This window comes from Sorangium sp. So ce375 (genome assembly GCF_051473855.1).
Taxonomy (GTDB): Bacteria; Myxococcota_A; Polyangia; order Polyangiales; family Polyangiaceae; genus Sorangium.
Genome location: NZ_CP150335.1, coordinates 9,823,221 through 9,840,507 on the forward strand (window position 1 = coordinate 9,823,221; position 17,287 = coordinate 9,840,507).

At 70.3% G+C, this 17,287-nt stretch carries 17 protein-coding genes; 8 read left to right on the plus strand and 9 right to left on the minus strand.

Translation table 11 applies throughout. From position 1 onward, the window contains the following. Position 1 precedes the first annotated feature (1 nt). A complete protein-coding gene (locus WME90_RS36665; protein ID WP_437276714.1) occupies positions 2–772 on the plus strand; it encodes an SDR family NAD(P)-dependent oxidoreductase in 771 nt (256 codons plus the stop codon). A 51-nt stretch (positions 773–823) separates the two neighbouring features. On the opposite strand, the gene WME90_RS36670 is transcribed toward WME90_RS36665, so the two are convergent. From WME90_RS36670 to WME90_RS36685, 4 genes are all read right to left on the minus strand, one after another. After that, entirely contained in the window at positions 824–1,996 is a 1,173-nt protein-coding gene (locus WME90_RS36670) for an MbnH family di-heme enzyme (protein ID WP_437276715.1), read from the minus strand. Next, entirely contained in the window at positions 1,960–2,493 is a 534-nt protein-coding gene (locus tag WME90_RS36675; RefSeq protein ID WP_437276716.1) for a hypothetical protein, read from the minus strand. Before WME90_RS36675 ends, WME90_RS36670 begins: the two co-directional genes overlap by 37 nt. A 1-nt stretch (position 2,494) precedes the next feature. Beyond that, positions 2,495–3,343: an MbnP family copper-binding protein gene (locus WME90_RS36680; protein WP_437276717.1), complete on the minus strand. Its 849-nt coding sequence runs from the start codon at positions 3,341–3,343 to the stop codon at positions 2,495–2,497. A 216-nt stretch (positions 3,344–3,559) separates the two neighbouring features. Next, positions 3,560–4,045, minus strand: a complete 486-nt coding sequence (locus WME90_RS36685) for a cytochrome c-type biogenesis protein (protein WP_437276718.1) — start codon at positions 4,043–4,045, stop codon at positions 3,560–3,562. Between the two features lie 389 nt (positions 4,046–4,434). On the opposite strand from WME90_RS36685, the gene WME90_RS36690 reads away from it, so the two are divergent. Next, entirely contained in the window at positions 4,435–6,024 is a 1,590-nt protein-coding gene (locus WME90_RS36690) for a cytochrome B6 (protein WP_437276719.1), read from the plus strand. Positions 6,025–6,058: 34 nt separating this feature from the next. On the opposite strand, the gene WME90_RS36695 is transcribed toward WME90_RS36690, so the two are convergent. The 3 genes from WME90_RS36695 to WME90_RS36705 all read right to left on the minus strand — a co-directional run bounded on the left by WME90_RS36695 (position 6,059) and on the right by WME90_RS36705 (position 8,542). Continuing rightward, entirely contained in the window at positions 6,059–6,820 is a 762-nt protein-coding gene (locus tag WME90_RS36695) for a high-affinity nickel-transport family protein (protein ID WP_437276720.1), read from the minus strand. A gap of 334 nt (positions 6,821–7,154) precedes the next feature. Beyond that, positions 7,155–7,310 carry a hypothetical protein gene (locus WME90_RS36700; protein ID WP_437276721.1) on the minus strand — a complete coding sequence of 52 codons (156 nt, stop codon included), beginning with the start codon at positions 7,308–7,310 and terminating at the stop codon, positions 7,155–7,157. Then, on the minus strand, positions 7,307–8,542 hold the full coding sequence (locus WME90_RS36705; protein WP_437276722.1) for an RtcB family protein: 1,236 nt from the start codon (positions 8,540–8,542) through the stop codon (positions 7,307–7,309). Before WME90_RS36705 ends, WME90_RS36700 begins: the two co-directional genes overlap by 4 nt. Positions 8,543–8,745: 203 nt before the next feature. Between WME90_RS36705 and WME90_RS36710 the strand changes: the two genes are divergently transcribed. The 5 genes from WME90_RS36710 to WME90_RS36730 all read left to right on the plus strand — a co-directional run bounded on the left by WME90_RS36710 (position 8,746) and on the right by WME90_RS36730 (position 14,781). Beyond that, on the plus strand, positions 8,746–10,290 hold the full coding sequence (locus WME90_RS36710; protein ID WP_437276723.1) for a sigma-54 interaction domain-containing protein: 1,545 nt from the start codon (positions 8,746–8,748) through the stop codon (positions 10,288–10,290). 381 nt (positions 10,291–10,671) lie between these two features. After that, positions 10,672–11,823, plus strand: a complete 1,152-nt coding sequence (locus WME90_RS36715; RefSeq protein ID WP_437276724.1) for a zinc-dependent alcohol dehydrogenase — start codon at positions 10,672–10,674, stop codon at positions 11,821–11,823. Positions 11,824–11,849: 26 nt separating this feature from the next. Continuing rightward, a complete protein-coding gene (locus WME90_RS36720; RefSeq protein WP_437276725.1) occupies positions 11,850–12,251 on the plus strand; it encodes a hypothetical protein in 402 nt (133 codons plus the stop codon). Positions 12,252–12,479: 228 nt separating this feature from the next. Continuing rightward, a complete protein-coding gene (zwf, locus tag WME90_RS36725) occupies positions 12,480–13,874 on the plus strand; it encodes a glucose-6-phosphate dehydrogenase (protein WP_437276726.1) in 1,395 nt (464 codons plus the stop codon). A gap of 94 nt (positions 13,875–13,968) precedes the next feature. Beyond that, a complete protein-coding gene (locus WME90_RS36730; RefSeq protein ID WP_437276727.1) occupies positions 13,969–14,781 on the plus strand; it encodes an HAD hydrolase family protein in 813 nt (270 codons plus the stop codon). Positions 14,782–14,873: 92 nt separating this feature from the next. Here WME90_RS36730 and WME90_RS36735 read toward each other — a convergent pair whose 3' ends face one another. Then, the gene (locus tag WME90_RS36735) at positions 14,874–15,479 is read right to left on the minus strand and encodes an HdeD family acid-resistance protein (protein ID WP_437276728.1); all 606 of its coding nucleotides are present in this window, start codon (positions 15,477–15,479) and stop codon (positions 14,874–14,876) included. Between the two features lie 342 nt (positions 15,480–15,821). Next, on the minus strand, positions 15,822–16,301 hold the full coding sequence (locus tag WME90_RS36740) for an N-acetyltransferase family protein (RefSeq protein WP_437276729.1): 480 nt from the start codon (positions 16,299–16,301) through the stop codon (positions 15,822–15,824). Between the two features lie 336 nt (positions 16,302–16,637). Here WME90_RS36740 and WME90_RS36745 point away from each other — a divergent pair, with 336 nt between their 5' ends. After that, complete coding sequence (locus WME90_RS36745; protein WP_437276730.1) at positions 16,638–17,183, plus strand: hypothetical protein; 546 nt, start codon at positions 16,638–16,640, stop codon at positions 17,181–17,183. The last annotated feature ends 104 nt before the right edge of the window (positions 17,184–17,287 follow it).

Sequence of the window (17,287 nt, forward strand, 5' to 3'; positions counted from 1 at the left end):
CATGGATCTGGGGCTGGAGAAGAGGGCCGCGCTGGTGACAGGTGGCTCGCAGGGGATCGGCAGGGAGGTGGCGTTGCAGCTCGCGGCCGAGGGGGCCCGCGTGGCGCTCACCTACCGGAGCGAGCGGGAGAAGGCCCGGGAGGTCGTCCAGGAGATCGAGCGGCGAGGCGGCGAGGCGCTCGCGCTGGAGCTCGACCTCGGGTCGGTCGAGTCCGTCAAGGCTGCCGTCGCGGCCACCGTGGCGCGCTTCGGGCAGGTGGATGTGCTCGTCAACAACGCGGTCCGCTGGAGCGAGCGCCTGCCCTGGGAAGCGCCGCGCTTCGAGGACATCCCGCTCGCGGAGTGGCAGGGCGTCATCCACGACAACATCGACGGCGCCTTCGCGGCCATCCAGGCCGCGGTGCCCTCGATGCGCGCCCGCGGCTGGGGGCGGATCGTCAACATCTCCTCGGGCGTGGCGCTCGACGGGGTGGTGGGCGCAGGGCCGTACGCCGCCGCCAAGGCGGCGCTCCACGGGCTCACGTCCGTGCTCGCGCGCGAGCTCGGGCCGCACGGCATCTTGACCAACGTGGTGGCGCCGGGCCTGACGCTGACCGACAAGATGAGCGCGCATGTATCACCGGAGCTCGTCGCGCAGCGCGGGAAGGCGTATCCCGTGGGGCGGTTGCTGCGGCCCGAGGAGGTGGCGCCGACGATCGTGTTCCTGTGCTCCGCGGCGAACACCGCGGTCACGGGGGAGATCGTCCGCGCGAGCGGGGGCCGGCCGATGTGACCGGGCGGAGCCGTAAAGGGCCCACTCGCGGCGAATGTGGCGCTCGACGGGCTATGGCGCCTGCGCGCCGTCCGCCAGGGCTGCGAACTCCGGATCGGTCAAGCTCTTCATGAAGGCCACGACATCCGCCTTCTCCTCCGGCGTGATGGTGAACTTCCTGACGAGCGTGCTCTTGTTCGGGTTCTCGCTGCCCACGCCGGCGAACGGCCCATCCTCGATCGTCCTGCCTCCCGCGGCGTAGTGGTCGATGACCTCCTCCAGGGTGGCCACGCTCCCGTCGTGCATATAGGGCGCCGTCAGCTCGATGTTGCGCAGCGAAGGAACGCGGAATTTCCCCTTGTCCGCCGGGTCGCCGGTGAACTCGAACAGCCCCTCTCCGCCGGGCGGATAGTCCCCGTCCGAGCCGAGGTTGTAGAGGCCGGTGTTGTGGAAATCCATCTCCGCCTGCTTCGTCTCGGCGCTCCGGAAGGCGGTCGTGAAGTTGATCCCGCTGTGGCAATGATAACACTCGAGCCGCTCGGAGAAGAAGAGGTCCATGCCGCGCAACGCCGCCTCGGACATCGCGCCCGCCTCTCCTCCGTAGGTATACCGATCGTACGCGGAGCGCCCGGAGATGAGCGTCCTCTCGAACGCCGCGATCGCCTTCACGACGGTATCGAACGTGATCGGCTCGCTCTCCCCGGGGAACGCGGCGACGAACGCCGCCCTGTACGCATCGTCGCCGCGGAGCCGGCCGAGGACGACGTCCTCGGCACCGGTGATCCCGAGCTCGACCGGGTTCTCGCCGAACATCGGGACGAGCGCCTGCTCCTCGAGCGACGACAGCGTGGGGTTGCCCCACGTGAGCAGCGGGAAATAGCCGACGTTGGCCAGCCCCATCGCGTTGCGCGGGATCGCGTCCCCTGTCGAGCCGGTCGGGGTAGGCTTGCCGTCGGCAAACCCCCTGTCCCGCTCGTGACACGAGGCGCACGCCATGGTCCCGTTGCCCGACAAGCGCTCCTCGAAGAACAGGGCGCGTCCGAGCGCGACCTTCGCCTCGGTCATCGGGTTGTCGGGCGGCACCCACGGCGTCGGGAAGCCGACGGGCAAGGCGAACGCGTAGCTGTCGACCGGCGAGGTCTCCTCCGTCTCGCCCCCGCACGACGCCACCGCGAGCGCGACGAGCGCCGCCGACGTGCTCGCGCGGATTACTCCAGCAGAATGCGGCGCTGCTCGTTGTGACACAGATTACACGCTCCAGAGATGGTTGGAAATGGCATGGTGTTCGTCCCCTCGCCGTCCTGTGACCGCACGAAGAAGAACAGCGCCTGGTCCGGGAAGGGCAGCGGCTCGGTCGTGAAGAAGTTCCCGTTCCCGTCGATGGCAACGGAGAGCACGAGATCTCCCTCACCGTCGCCGGCGGTGCGGAGCTCGACGGTTCCGCCGGTCACCGGCGTGCCCGACGGCGCGTACACCGTCCCGGCGGCGGTGAAGAGCCCCTTGCCAGGCCCATGGGGCTGGTGGCAGCCCATGCAGTTCTGCCCCATGTTGTGGCTGCGCTTCTCCACGGCGGCGCTGACGTTCTCCACGTTGAGCGCCGGATCACGCTCGAAGCGAGGATCGCCCGGGATGATCTCGGCGTCGCTCGGGTCCTCCATGTCCTCGTCGGAGGCACCGCAGCCAGCGATCGCACAGACCAGGAGCGGCGCGAGCAGGTAGGTCGCTGTTCTGAGGATGACCATCTCACTCCACCCGGAAGGCGGTTTGCGCAGCGGACGGGCTCACGCCATCGAAGGCCATTCCGAGCGCCTTGAAGACGGGCAGGCACTCCGGGTCGCCCTCGGACGACATGCAACCGGAGGTGCGATCCGTCGTGCCGTCGACCTGGTGGTCGAGGTCGGATTCAGCATAGAACCTGGCGATATCGAAGACGATGACGCTCGACTCCGGGTCGACCCCGTCGATGCGTATATCGGCGAGGTTGTCAGCGGCGCACGAGAAGCCTTCACTCACGGTCCCCTGGCAGTTCGTACCCCCGAGGTGGAAGAAGTACGTCGGGTTCATCGTCGAGACGAGATCGAGGCGCACGAACTTGTAGCCGCCCTTCCACGACCACCACATACCGGGAATGTTCAGGGGCGCCGGGGCCGTCGCCGCGTCCAGGTGGTTCATCTCCGGGGGCAAACCCACGTTGAACCTGACGCCGGCGTACTCGCCGGCGGGCGCGGTGCCAACAACCTCGGTCCTCGTCTCCGGGCTGCCGGTCTCACAGGAGCCCGTGCCGTCCTCGAAGTCGAGGAACGCGACCTTGTCGCGCTGCCATTGGCCATCCTGCTCCAGCGAGAGGGGCTCCTCCGACCCGTCGTCGCGAACGAGCCGCACGTCATAGACGTACATGCGAAAATCGAGCGGATTCACCGTCGATCCGGTCGTACCGACACCATCGAACGTGCCGGCGCAGGAGAACGGTTTGTCGCCGACCTTGGCGGCGAAGCTCAGCGCGAATGTCTTCGAGAGGACGCCCTCATCGCTCCCGCCGCACCCGCTGAGAGCCGTAAGACAGGCCACGCTGACGAGCGTGGCACGAGCCATTGAACGAACCATCGGACAACCTTTCAAGCTACGAGGTCACAAAGTCGTCACCACCGCACCGGAGCGCAGCTTACGCGAAACTCGGCTCTCCTGGGATGCAGCAATTTGTCGCACCCCGCGGCCGTCCTTCATGGAGAGCCGGCCGCATCCAGGTGAAAAGTTAACGGCGCGCCCCTCCTCGATCACACGTCATCACAACCGGGAGGGCGGGTGCGCTCACGCGTCGCGCTCGCGGAGCTCATGATCGAGGCGCTCGTCGTACTCGTCGCGGGCAGCCGCCATGGCGCCTCCGGACGGAGCGGCTCGCGCTGCGCTGCTCCGCCACGATCGCAGAAGGGCGAAGATCCCGAGGAAGGTCACCGCGATGCCCAGCATCAACCCCAGCGCGACCTTGCCCAGCGTGCCTGACGAGGGCGCAGCGCGGAGGCGTTCGCCGTAACGCGCCACCAGGTCCTGCTCGATGGCGTCGGCCACCTCCCCCCGACGGAGACGCGCGTGGATCTCGCGACGAAGATCGCGCGCCACCTCGGACTCGTGGACATCGAGCGTCTGATCCCAGCAACAAGGCGCGAGCAGACGCGCAGCGAGCGCCCTCTCGCCGGGCGCCGGGGTCGAGTCGACGAGCTCGGCGGCGGCCTGGCTGGGCGGCGAGGGCTCGGCCCTGCCGCTCAACGCCACACCCGCGACGGCGACGGCTAGCATTGCCACACGGCGCCAGCGCGAGCTCCGCAACGACCGGAGCCCCGCCGGTCCGCTCACCTTCCGCACGCCGTGAGGGAAACGGGCCGGGTCCCTGGCAGACCCGCCCTGGTCTCGCTGGATCATCGCGAAACAGGCTAGCCTCACCCGCCGCCAGCGTCCTGCGACACGATGTCGCGCTCGTCGCCGCGCGGCGCAGAGCGCAAGCGGGGCCTCGAAGCAAAGTGCCGCCAAACCGAAAAAGTAGCCCGGGAGCGGCCCGGCCGAGGCTCGGCCGGGTTGTTCAAATTCCGCGGTTTGTCGGGGCCATCAACATTTGATTCTGCCCGCGAGGTAGCCCGCGCCGCCCGAGACCGCTCGAGGATCGGTATAGCGGTTGCAAACGGACGAGCATGCGCAAGATCCGACCAGCCTTGTCACGGACGGCTGCCGTGCTCGCAGAGAGGCCGATTTGCCACGGCGTCGCCGCGCTCGTCACGACATCGCTGATCGGTTTCGGTATCGCCAGCGGATGGGCGCAGACGAGCGGTGCGACCGCGCCTCCGCCCGACGCGATCGCCCGCGCGATGGAGGCTCGCCACGTCGCGGTGCAACGGCCGGAGCAGAGGAAGACCGCCCACGACCTCTCCGACATTTTCAACGCGCGGAGCGCCGACCCGTCGTCTCCCGTATTCCTGGGCCAACCGAAGCAGGGCAGGGTCTCGGGGTTCGACTTCTACCGGGATCCGCTGAACGCGGACAAACCGTACGAGGATCCCGCCGCCATCATGAAGCGGGAGATCGCGAACAAACCCAATGTCATGCGCGCTCAGCAAAAGCTCCTCGAGCAGCGCTACGATCTCACGCCCCACCTCGACCCCACCGCCACGATGTCGCGCGGCAAGCCGCTCTGCGTAGGCCCGACGGCGCGCCTCCAGGGCGGGCTGACCTGGGAGAAGCTGGCCGCCATGCCTCCCCTGGAGATCAAGCGGCAGGGCGTCTTCCCGTATCCGTCGCTGCCCCACCCCCTGCAGGCGAACGGCGGCCAGGTCTTCCCGAAGATGCAGATCGAGATGTTCCCGCGGCTCGAGCGCTTCGACGTGGACTTCGATCTGCCGGAGGCGTTCCTGCCCGAGTTCCCGCCCGCGATTTTCCTGAGCAACCGGCCGGAGCTCGGCGACGTGTCGCGCGGGGAGGTGGTGTCGATCAACAACTACTACCGGCTCTTCAAGGACATCCTTACGCCGGTGCAGCTCGACGGGCTCCGGCTCCTCCTGACCTCGTTCCCGCAGGAGGAGTTCAACCCGACCGACGATCGCAAGACCCGTGAGCCGAGCCTCGGCGTGACGTGCCTCGACTGCCACATCAACGGCCATACGACGGGGCAGTTCCACCTGAACCCGGACACGCGCCCGCAGGAGCGGCGCCTCCGCCTCGACACGGTGAGCTTGCGCGGCGTGTTCAACCAGCAGATCCACGGTTCGAAGCGGAGCCTGCGATCCGTCGAAGACTTCACGGAGTTCGAGCAGCGCACGGCCTACTTCAACGGCGATCCGATCCACGCCATGAAGAAGGGCATGAACATCCTCGACCGCATCCAGGTCAGCCACATGGCGCAGCTGCAGAACATGCTGGATTTCCCGCCGGCGCCCAAGCTCGTCCTGGATACCGGCCGCCTGGACCACACGAAGGCGACCCCGAGCGAGCTGCGAGGCGAGCAGATCTTCTTCGGCAAGGGCCAATGCGCGAGCTGCCACACGGCGCCCTTCTATCTGGACAACCAGATGCACGACTTGCACCTCGAGCGCTTCCTCAAGGACGAGCCGGGGGACGGCCCGATCAAGACCTTCACGCTGCGCGGCATCAAGGACAGCCCGCCGTACATGCACGACGGGCGTTGCCTGACGCTCGAGGACACCGTGGAGCTCTTCAACATCGTGCTCGGCTTGAACCTCTCGCTCGAGGAGAAGCACGATCTGACCGCCTTCATGCGGCAGCTGTAGCCGCCAGGCGAGCTGTTGCGAGCGCGCGGGGGGATCACCCCGGGGTCCACTGCGGATGGCTCGTGAACAGCCCTTGCACGAAGCCGATGTCGTAGACGAGGAAGGCGCCGAACGCGAGGCTCAGAAAGCCCGACACGACGCCGATCCCGCCGTGGAGGCGGTCGAAGCGGCGCGCTGCATACGAGAACGACATCGCGAGAGCCGTCGTGATCAGCAGCATCCCGGCGATGGTGCCGACGCCGAACACCACGAGGTAGCCGAGCGCCCAGAGGGGATCGCGGATCGTGCCGAGGACGAGGAGCGCGATGGCGGCCGAGCCCGCGAGCCCGTGCACGACGCCGATGAGGAGCGGGCGAACGAGCCGATATGCGCCGAACCGGCCGAGGCGACGATCGAGACGCGCCACGGTGGCGTGGTGTCCAGCATCCTCCGCGTGATCGTGCGGGGTGGTGCTGCTCGCGTGCGCCTGCGCCTCTCGGCGCGCGATGGCGCGGGCATTGCGCATGGAGACGGCGAGGTTCAGGCCGCCGAGCAGGATCAGCATGAAGCCGACCGAGAGCTCCATCGTCAGCCCGATGCGCGGGGGAATGACGATGCCGAAGAGGATGATGGCGCCGCCCACGACGAGGATGGTGATGGTGTGGCCGATGCCCCAGATCACGCCGATGGGCGCGGCCGCGCGTAGCGAGCGCTCACGGCTGACGATGGTGGTGAGGGCCACGACGTGATCCGCGTCAGTCGCATGGCGCATCCCCAGGAAGAACCCGAGAACCAATATCGAGAGCAAGGAGACCATCGAGTGTTCCTTCACTGGCTTTCTGTCTGTTGATCGATCGCTCGCTGCGGCGAGCCACCGGAAGAAGCGCGCCAGCCCCGCTTCAAGAGGGCTTGTCGCGGTCCACCCCAGCGACCTCCGCGCCTAGCAACCTCCGCGCCCTCCCGACATCGGCGACGCGCGAGCCCCCGCCGTCCAGTCCGACGGCTCGACGCACCTCGAGAGCACGCGCCCTGAGCTCGAGAGGTCGGTGTCCACCCGACTCTTCACCGGCGTCCCGTCCCGGATCCGACGTTGATGATCTCGCCGCTCGCCGCCACCGCGAGCCCGCGAAGGGTCGCGGGGCCGATCCCCGTCACCGCGCCTGCCGCACGTCCGCCACCTCGAGCGCGCGCTTCCGCCCCACCCGGTACGTCCTCACCGGCTCTCCCCGCTCGGCGAGCCGCGCCACGAAGCGCCGCACCTCGACAGGCCCCCTCCCCGCGCTGATCTGCACCCACGACCGGCTCATCGCTTCACCGTGAGCACCGGCACGAGCGGCGCGACAGGCGTCGCCAGGCCGGCCTCCACAAGGCTCTCGATCACCGGCTCGATCGGCTTGTACGCGTCCGGGTGCTCCTCGAGCAGCAGCGCCGCGTCGTCGCACACAACGCGTCCGCCGAGCTCCGTGCGGGCGAGCTCGCGCCGCCGGTACCTGGCCGCGATCTTCTCGCGCGCCTCGCCGCGCCCCATCTTGCGGCCCGCGCCGTGGGCGACGGAGCGCAGCCCCGCCTCGGCGTCGCGCGCGCGCATCACCCACGACGGCGCGCCGCGCGACCCGAGCACCACGGTGAAATCGCTGCCCCGGGCGGGCGCCGCCCCCTTGCGGTGAACCCAGGCCAGCTCGCCGCCCACGGCCTCGCGCGCGACGTCGTTGTGGGTGAGGTCGAGCCCGCCCGTGATCGTCGACGCCCGCGAGGCGCCGAGCGCGCGCAGCATCCGGTAGGCGAGCAGGAGCCGGTTGGCCTGCGCGAAGCGGCACGCGCCGGCGAGCTCGCCGAGGTACGGCTCGGCCGCGTCCCCCTGGAGCACCGCGCCGCCCCAGCGCTGCCCGAGCGCGCCGCCGAGCCCGCGCGAGCCGGAGTGGGCCACGACGACGAGCTCCCCCGCGGAGAGGCCGAGGGCCTTCGCCGACGCAGGATCTCGCAGCGCGCCGACCCGGGCGACCTCGAGGAAGTGGTTCCCGCCGCCGATCGAGCCGAGCGCGCCCTCGTACCCCGCGCGGTACGGCGACGCGTCGCCGCTCGGGCGCAGGCCGTCCTCGGGCTCCGCCGCCGCGAGCCGCGCGAGGGCCTCGGGCACGCCGTCGATCTCGGCGAGGCCGCGCGCGCCGCGCTCCCAGACCCGCTCGAACACCGCCCGCGGGTCGCACTCCGCGAGCGGCTCGTCCTCCATCGCCTGCCGCGCGCGGCGCTCGAGCACGTCCGGCGCCGCGCGGCCGATCGACGTCGCGACGAGCCGCACGCCGCAGCCGGCGTCGCCGCCGATGAGCTCCGGGACGACCCGGTCCGCGAAGGCGAAGGCCGCGCCGATGGGGATGCCCCGCCCCGCGTGCAGGTCCGGCATGCCCACGGCGCGGACGCAGCCGGGCAGCGCCGCGACGCGCGCGAGCTGCTGGACGGCGTTGCCCTCGAGCCAGACGTCGTCGCGGGCGACGAGGCGGGCATGGGCAGGGAGGACGGCGCTGTCGGCGGGGGCTTTCATCGAGATCTCCGGGGCAGGCGGCGAAGACGGACGGGAACGCGGGCGCGAACGCGGGTGCGGATGCCCATGGGAATGCGGCAGAGACCTGCGGCTTCCGTGCCAGCGCGCGGCCGGCCGAAACGCCGGCAGAACGGCTCGACATGGTGCACTGCGCACCAGAGTTGCTGATACACGGCGCACCATGCCTGGTGTACGGTGCACCGGTGAATCGCCTCCTCCTCACGTGGTCGGACGCGGGCACGCTCGGGCCGGCGCCGGCGCACCACGGCCGCAGGCCCGAGGGCGATCGCGGGCCTGTGCTGCGGCTCCTGGACCAGGAAGAGAGCCGCTACGACGCGATCGTGGTCCTCACCATCCCGGCGGGCGAGGCGCCGTCGCGGGCGCTCGTCGAGCGGGCGCGCGCCCGGGCGCCGCGGATCGAGCTCCGGGTCGTGGACGTCGACGATCCGTCCGATCACGCGAAGCTCTTCCGGGCGCTCGGGAAGCTCTCGGCGCAGCTCAAGCGCGCGTTTCCGCCGGCGGCGTGGGCGATGGACGTCCTGCTCTCGGCCGGCACGCCGCAGGCGCAGACGCTCTGGGTCATCCTGGTGCAGGCGGGGATCCTGCCGGCGCGCATGCTCCAGGTGATCCCGGCGGCGTTCGTGCCGCACCCGCACCCGCGGCCGGTGCGCGAGGTCCGGCTCGATATCGAGGGCTTCCCCGAGATCCGCGCGCTGCGCGAGGAGGTCGTGCGCCTCCGGGCCGAGGCGCGCACGCGCGACACGGTGCTCGTCGGCGAGAGCGAGCCGATGCGCTTCCTGCGCGCCCGGATCACCCGGGTCGCCGCGACCGACGTGCCGGTGCTGATCGTCGGCGAGACCGGGACCGGAAAGGAGCTCGCGGCCAGGGCGATCCACGAGCACAGCCCGCGCGCGCGAGGCCCGTTCATCGCGGAGAACTGCGGCGTCTTCGCCGAGGGCGTGCTCGCGAGCGAGCTCTTCGGCCACGAGGCGGGCGCGTTCACCGGGGCCGCGGGGCGGCGGCGCGGCGTCTTCGAGCAGGCGCACGGCGGGACGCTGTTCCTCGACGAGATCGGCGAGCTGTCGCCGCGGGTGCAGGCGTCGCTGCTGCGCGTGCTCCAGGACGGGACCCTGCGGCGGGTGGGCGGCGAGGCGAAGATCGAGCTCGACGTGCGCGTCCTCGCGGCCACCCACCGCGATCTCGCAACGATGGTGGAGGAAGGGACGTTCCGCGAGGATCTGTATTACCGGCTCCGCGGCGCGATCATCGAGGTCCCCCCGCTGCGCGCCCGGGGTGGAGATATCGAGGTGCTCGTCGACGCGTTCCTCGACGAGGTGCGGGCGCGGCGCAAGGGGCGCGGGCTCAAGGTGACGCGCGAGGCGCTGAGACACCTTTACCAGCACGCCTGGCCCGGCAACGTGCGCGAGCTGCGCGCGGAGGTGCAGCGGTGGGGCGTGTTCTGCGATCACACGGTCGACGTGGGCGACCTCGCGCCGGAGATCGCGTCGCCGGCGGCCCGGCCGGCGGGCGGCGGCGCGGGCGGGATCGCGCGCCCGACGGAGGCTGCGGCAGCCGGCGAGGTGGTCGCGCCGCTCGCGGAGGCCGTGGCGTCGGCCGAGCGCGCCGCGATCGGGCGCGCCCTCGAGGTGCACAAGGGCAACCTCTCGCGCGCGGCGCGCGCGCTCGGCGTCGACAGGAACACCCTCAAGCGCAAGATGGCGGCTTATCACCTCCGCAAGGGCGCGTAGCTCAGGACCGGAAAGCGGCCCGGGAGATGGATGGCTGGAGAGACGGAATGGTATGCCCTGCGCCCTCAGCTAGGCAATTGCTCGATCGAGCAATCAGCTAGGCAATTGCTCGATCGAGCAAGAAGTCACCTCGAGCGATCCTCGGACCCGAACGGCCACATGCGCAGGCTGCACGGGAGCGGTCAGGACCGCGGGCGATCGAGGATCCGAAGAAGATGAAGCTGCCGCCGCGAGCGAACAGAGAGAAGAAGAGAACGATGTCCTGAAGCTCGGGGCGTCGGAGCGCCCGGAGCGCCGATGCCCACGTCAGGTCCACCCACGAGCACGCGCGCCTGGTTCACCCCTTGCATTGCCCATTGAGCAGGGCGGGAGGTAGTGCAAATGCTAGCGCTCACATACCATGGGCCGCGGTTGGTCCGAATCGAGGAAAGTCCGGAGCCTCGGATTCAACATCCGAACGACGTGGTTCTGCGCGTGAGTCGCGCCACGATCTGCGGCTCCGATCTGCACCTCTATCACGGTTACGTACCCGACACGCGTGTCGGGTCCATCTTCGGCCATGAGTTCACCGGTGTCGTGGAGGAGCTCGGGCCCTCCGTGCAGACCCTGAAGCGCGGCGACCGCGTCGTGGTGCCTTTCAACATCGCCTGCGGGACGTGCTTCTTCTGCCAGCGAGAGCGCACCTCCGCCTGCGAGAACACGAACCCGCTCACCACGATCACCGGCGGAATCTTCGGGTATTCGCACACCACGGGCGGCTACCAGGGCGGCCAGGCGGAGCGCGTCCGCGTCCCCTTCGCCGACGTCGGCCCCATGAAGATCCCCGACGACCTCTCGGACGAGGATGTGCTCTTTCTCTCGGATATCCTCCCCACGGGCTACCAGGCCGCGGAGATGGGAGACATCGGCCCCGCGGACACGGTGGCCGTCTTCGGCTGCGGGCCCGTCGGCCTCGTGGCCCAGCGGTGCGCCTGGATCCTCGGCGCGCGCCGGGTCATCGCCGTCGACTCGGTCGGTTACCGCCTCGATTTCGCGCGCCGGTACAACCAGGCAGAGACGCTCGATTTCAGCAAGACGCCTGATGTCGTGTCCACCCTCCGGGACATGACCGACGGCCGCGGGCCGGATGTCTGCATCGAGGCGGTCGGCCTCGAGGCGAACGGCTCCGTGCTGCACGACGTGCTGGGCAAGGCGCTCATGCTGGAGGCCGGCTCGCCCATCGCCCTGAACTGGGCCATCCAGTCGGTCCGCCGCGCCGGGAGGGTCTCGATCATCGGCGTCTACGGGCCGCCGTGGAACCTCGTCGACGTGGGCGCGGCGATGAACAAGGGCCTGACGATCAAAACCGGGCAGTGCGACGTGAAGCGCTACATGCCCCGCCTGCTCGAGCACATCCGCAGGGGGAACATCGATCCCAAGGCGCTCATCACCCACCGCGCCCCGCTCGAGGCGGCCGCGGAGATGTACCGCGTGTTCGCGGCGAGGACCGACGGGATCATCAAATGCGTGCTCATTCCGCGGGGTGCCAAATGAGCTCTCTCGCCGAAGAGGAGGTGATCATGGAAGCCGAGATCCTGCGGCCCAAGGAGCTGCCGTACTGGGGAGTCGATCTTTGCCTCGAGGACAGGCCGGGCGTCCCGAGAGAGGTGCCGCCCCGCCTCCTGGAGTCCGCGCACTGGTTGGAGCCCGAGCAGCAGCCCATCGAGGGGCTGGTGCTCAGGCACCCAGGGCGCGCCCGTCCCACGCCGGTGTTCAGCACGGCCTTGCCGCCGAGAGGCGCGAGCGGCGCGCTGCGCCGCGTCGCGTACACGGCCCCGGATCACCGGCTTTCCCACTGGATCGCGCTGTTCCTCGCGGATCGGGTCGATGTGATCCAGAACCTCCCTCTCGTGCTCAACCCGTTCAAGAGGCGGGCCGTCAGGGCAGGCAGGCGCAGGCGCGCGGCGTCACAGCACGCGTGACGGAGGCTCCGAGGAGGCGCGGAGGGTAGAGACGACGCGGCCGATCGTTCGCCGCGGGCGGCGCGCGCTCGGGTGCCGGGCCAGCGTGGCACACGCGATGCCCGGACCGGGCGCGTGCGGCCCGAGGGCCGTCACGAGAGGAGCCGAGCGCATGCTCGCTGGACGGATGAACGACAAGGCGATCGGGGCGATGCGGCGCGCGCCCGGTGGTCCCGCGGAGCGGGCGGCGTGAGCGACGCCGATGCGCTCGTGCTCTTCGGAGCGACAGGCGATCTGGCCTTCAAGAAGATCTTCCCGGCGCTGGCCGGGCTGATCCGCCGGCGCCGGCTGGACGTGCCGATCATCGGCGTTGCCAGGAGCGAGTGGACCCTCGATCAGGTCCGCGCCCGCGTCCGCGAGAGCCTCGAGCGGGCCGGAGCGTTCGACGCCGGCGTCTATCGCGAGGTGTGCGCGCGGCTCTCGTACGTGAGCGGCGAATACGCCGATCCGGCGACGTTCCACGGCCTCCGCGAGCGGCTCGGCGCCGCCCAGCGGCCGCTCCACTACATGGCCGTGCCGCCGACCTTGTTCGAAGAGGTCGTCAAGGCGCTCGACCGCTCCGGGTGCGTTCGCCACGGGCGGCTCGTCGTCGAGAAGCCGTTCGGCCACGATCTGGAGTCCGCTCGGGCGCTCTACCGCGCCCTCGCGAGCATCTTTCCGGAGGAGGAGATCTATCGAATCGACCACTTCCTCGGCAAAGAGCCGGTCCAGAACATCGTCTATTTCCGCTTCGCGAACGCGCTGCTCGAGCCGGTCTGGAACTGCCACCATATCGAGAGCGTCCAGATCACAAAGGCCGAGAGCTTCGGCATCGAGGGCCGCGGCCGGTTCTACGACGCCACCGGCAGCATCCGCGATATGCTGCAGAACCACCTCCTGCAGGTCGTCGCGTGCCTCGCCATGGATCCGCCCCCGTCCGGCGACGCGGACGCGGTGCGGGCGGAGCGCGTCCGGCTGCTGCGATCGATCGCGCCCCTCGAGCCGGAGGACGTCGTCCGCGGCCAGTACCGCGGGTACCGCGGCGAGCCGGGCGTCGCGCCGAGCTCCCAGGTGGAGACGTTCTGCGCCGCGCGGCTGCGCATCCACAGCTGGCGCTGGGCGGGTGTGCCGTTCTGCATACGCACGGGCAAGCGCCTCGCGGTCACGGCGACCGAGGTGCTCGTCCAGCTGCGGCGGCCGCCGCACGCCGTGTTCAGCGACGTCCGGCGCGCGGACCCGGACTACGTTCGCATCCGGCTCGATCCGGCGCCGGAGCTCGCCGTCGGGCTGCGGGTGAAGGCGCCCGGCGAGCAGATGATCGGACAGCCGACCGAGCTGCTCGTGACGAGCGACCTGTCCGAGGCGCTGGCGCCCTACGAGCGGCTCCTCGGCGACGCGCTCGTAGGCGATCCGACCCTGTTCGCGAGCCAGTCCGAGGTGGAGGCGCAGTGGGCCGTCGTCGATCCGGTCCTGGACGAGGCGACCCCCCTCGCCCCCTATGAGCCCGGCACGTGGGGCCCGGCGGAAGCCGACCGCCTCGTCGCCGCCCTCGGCCGGTGGCGCGCGCCTTCCGTGGCCTCGGCGCCGGCGAGGAGGGCGGCGTGAAGGCGCGCGGGCGCGGCTCGGCCGAGCGCGCTGCCGCCGCCGCGGAGGGCGGCCTCCACCCGCTCGTCCGCGCCGCCTGGGAGGCGCTCGCCGCATGAGCAGGGCTCTCCTGGTGCTCGCCGACGTCGAAGGCGCGCTCCTCACACCGGACGGCGTGCTCACCCCGAGGGTGGAGCGGGCGGTGGAGCGGCTCCGCGGGGCGGGTATCGGCCTCGCGCTCACCAGCAGGCGGCCGCCGCGCGGCCTGCGCGCGCTGATCGAGCGGCTCGGGATCACGACGCCGATCGCCGCGCTCGGCGGGGGCGTGATGGTTCGGCCGGACCTCGTCGTGATCGAGCAGCACACGCTGGACGACGGCGTGGCCGCGGTCGTCATCGCGACCCTGGAGCGACGCGGCGCCGACGTCTGGGTCTACCAGGGCGACGATTGGCTGGTGCGCTGCGGCGACGCGCCGGACGTCGCGCGCGAGCAGGCGGCCGTGCAATGTGCGCCCCGCGTCGTCGAGCGCTGGGAAGGTACCGTGAACCGCGCGGTCATGATCGCGGGCGTGAGCGACGACGCCAGGGTGCTGGCGCGCTGCGAGTCGGACCTCCACGGCGCCGACGCGCACTTCTCGGTGGCACGCCAGCGGCCCCGCTTCCTCGACGTGACGCACTCGCGGGCCAACAGCGGAGAGGTCGTGAGGACGCTCTCGACGCTCCTCGGCATCCCCGGCGAAGCCATCGTCACGATCGGCGGGATGCCGGACCATGTGTTCATGTTCCGGGAGAGCGGGCTCAGCATCGCCATGGGCCAGGCGCGCGCCGTCGTGCAGCGGCAAGCGCATCACATCACGACGTCGAACGCCGACGAGGGCTTCGCGCACGCGGTGGAGACGTGGCTCCTGCCGGCGAGCGGCGGCCCGTAAGGGTCAGGCGATTCCGGGGCACGAGATCACCCGCGAGCGCGGGCGCCGGAGGCGAGCTGGAGATCATCGCATCCGGCGCCGGCGCGAGCCGGTCAGACGCGCAAGCTGGCGATGGGCCGGGATCGCGCGCTGAGCCCGATCAGCAGCATCGACGCGCCGCCGATGAGGACGTTGACGCCGACGAGCAGGCCGATCGCCCAGGCCGCCGTGCTCGGCCAGCGCCACCAGATCAGGACCCCGAGCGCCAGCGAGAGCAGGCCATCGAACAGGAGCCAACCCCATGCGGGCATCGCGCGATGCTGGAGGGCGCGGATGATCTTGAGGACGCCCTCGGCGAAGAAGAACGCCGCCAGGATCAGGGTCAGCGTGACCTTGCCCGTCACCGGGAAAGCCACGATGAGGGCGCCCGCGACGAGCTGGACCAGGGCGCTCAGGATCGACCAGCCGGAGTTGGCCCATCGCCGGTTCCGGATGGCGTGGATTCCCTCGAAGAGGCCGCTCGCCACCAGCACGGCCCCGATGGCGACCGCCGTGACCAGCGAGGCGATCATGGGCATGAGGATCGCGAGCGCGCCGAGCACCACGAGGGCAATGCCGAGCCCGATGAACGAACCGCGGCTCTCCCGCAAGGTATGGAGCTCGACCAATCCCAATCCGAAGCCCGTCGTGCGGCCAGGGTCCTCCAAGCGATCAGCCATGTTCGTCCCCTCCTCTTTCTGTTCCTGGGTCCGGACCTTCTTCGCGCGCAGAGTCCGGCGCCTCGCCGACGTGACGATCCCCACGACGTGGAGCCGCTCGTCGACGATCGGCAGACACTCCTTCTCCGTCCTCCGTCTCCGTCCTCTACGAGCATTTGTGCGCGCCGCCCCGGTGGCGCAAGTGCGCAGGCGCGCGACGCGCGGCAGCGTGCGCTCGTGGGCTCAGAGGGAGAGAGGGAGGAGGCCGAGAGGGCAGCCTCGGCGGCGCGCGCTTCGTGGAGGTGAGCGCTCACCGGGACATCGGCCGCGTCCGGGCCTCGCGCGTGGCGAGCGCGTTCGACGTCAGCCGAGGTGTTTTCTCATGCTCAGGCTCGTCATCCGGTAGCCGAGCGACTCGTAGAGCCGCCGCGCCCGCGTGTTCTGGGCGAAGACGTGGAGCTCCATATCCCGCCCGCCGAGGGCGCGGGCGGCCTCCTCGGCGAGGACCATGACCCGGCGCCCGAGGCCCCGGCCGCGGGCCTCCTCACGAAGGTGAATATCGTAGACGAACGCGCTTCGAAACCCGTCGACGTCGTTCATCCCGATCCAGAGGTATCCGACCGCAACACTCCCCTCCAGCACCGAGTAGAGGTGATGGTCGGGGGTGGCGAGCCCCTGCGGCAGGAGCGCTTCCACCTGGGAGCGCCCGTTGCGCCGCGCCTCCTCCAGCCGGGCGTCCACGGCGCTCGCGCGCTCGCTGGCGTACGAAGAGACCACGAGATCGAGGAACGCATCGAGCTCGGTGACATCGAGCGGCCGCAAGGCAACAGGCAGATCCGTCATGCCGCAAGACCCTCGCCGGAAGGAGCCACGGGCCCACGCCGCATCGGAAAGCCGGTGGCGCATCGCGGCTTCACCTTGCATCGCACATCGTCGAACTCGTCAGCAATCGAAAGCGGGTGACACATCGCGACTTCACCTTGCATCGCACATTGTGGGTCGCGCTCGATGCCGCGGCGAGCGCGAGGAGCCGTTCGATCCTTCAGGAAGGGACAGCATGGGCAGGTGTCGTACGGCTGACTTCGACAGCTGGACGCGTGCCCTTGCTGCTGCCCTCCGGAATTTGTCACTGCGCGTCAAAGCCATTCAAGAGGCGCTCGCCGTGCATGTTGCCGGTACGTGTCCGAGACGTGGTTTCCCGGAAGCGCCGACGAAACGATCGAGCAGGAGCGGCGAGCTCGGCAGCGCCTCCCAAGGACGCTCGGCTCGCCCGCCGGCTGCCCTGGTTCTCTGATCCTGATATCATGCTCATGGGCTATGCTCGAGATCCTCCGCAACGCGCACTACACCGTGACGATCGACCCGGCTTCGCAGCTCGCGCGGGTCACGCGGAGCGCGCTGCCGTCGGAGTCTGCCGCGCAGTTCGAGGAACGGTGGATGGAGGTGAGCCGCGCGCTGGACCGAGCCGGCCGCAACGGGCTGTGTCTGCTCGTCGACCTGCGCGCGGCGACGGGGCGGAACGAGCCGCAGTTCGAGGCAGCGATGCAGCGGCTGCGGCCGATCGTGATGGGCGGCTTCCGGCGCGTCGCCATCCTCGTGCGGACGACCGCGGGGGCGCTGCAGATCCAACGCCATGTCCGCGAGGACGGCATCGACCGGATGATCGGCAGCGACGAGGCCCGGCTGCTCGATTACCTCCGCGAAGCGCCGACGCGTAGCCGCTGACGCCGGCCACCGCCAGCGCAGCACCGCCGGCGTACACCGGGCGCCGTTCGTGTTCTTCATCGAGGCATCCTCCCTCCAGCGAACTCCATCGCGGTGTCCCCCCG

Coding starts and splice junctions, on each gene's coding strand:
- WME90_RS36665 (WP_437276714.1), top strand. CDS start 2: ATGGATCTGGGGCTGGAGAAGAGGGCCGCGCTGGTGACAGGTGGCTCG.
- WME90_RS36675 (WP_437276716.1), bottom strand. CDS start 2,493: ATGGTCATCCTCAGAACAGCGACCTACCTGCTCGCGCCGCTCCTGGTC.
- WME90_RS36680 (WP_437276717.1), bottom strand. CDS start 3,343: ATGGCTCGTGCCACGCTCGTCAGCGTGGCCTGTCTTACGGCTCTCAGC.
- WME90_RS36685 (WP_437276718.1), bottom strand. CDS start 4,045: ATGCTAGCCGTCGCCGTCGCGGGTGTGGCGTTGAGCGGCAGGGCCGAG.
- WME90_RS36690 (WP_437276719.1), top strand. CDS start 4,435: ATGCGCAAGATCCGACCAGCCTTGTCACGGACGGCTGCCGTGCTCGCA.
- WME90_RS36695 (WP_437276720.1), bottom strand. CDS start 6,820: ATGGTCTCCTTGCTCTCGATATTGGTTCTCGGGTTCTTCCTGGGGATG.
- WME90_RS36700 (WP_437276721.1), bottom strand. CDS start 7,310: ATGAGCCGGTCGTGGGTGCAGATCAGCGCGGGGAGGGGGCCTGTCGAG.
- WME90_RS36705 (WP_437276722.1), bottom strand. CDS start 8,542: ATGAAAGCCCCCGCCGACAGCGCCGTCCTCCCTGCCCATGCCCGCCTC.
- WME90_RS36715 (WP_437276724.1), top strand. CDS start 10,672: ATGCTAGCGCTCACATACCATGGGCCGCGGTTGGTCCGAATCGAGGAA.
- WME90_RS36720 (WP_437276725.1), top strand. CDS start 11,850: ATGGAAGCCGAGATCCTGCGGCCCAAGGAGCTGCCGTACTGGGGAGTC.
- WME90_RS36730 (WP_437276727.1), top strand. CDS start 13,969: ATGAGCAGGGCTCTCCTGGTGCTCGCCGACGTCGAAGGCGCGCTCCTC.
- WME90_RS36735 (WP_437276728.1), bottom strand. CDS start 15,479: ATGGCTGATCGCTTGGAGGACCCTGGCCGCACGACGGGCTTCGGATTG.
- WME90_RS36740 (WP_437276729.1), bottom strand. CDS start 16,301: ATGACGGATCTGCCTGTTGCCTTGCGGCCGCTCGATGTCACCGAGCTC.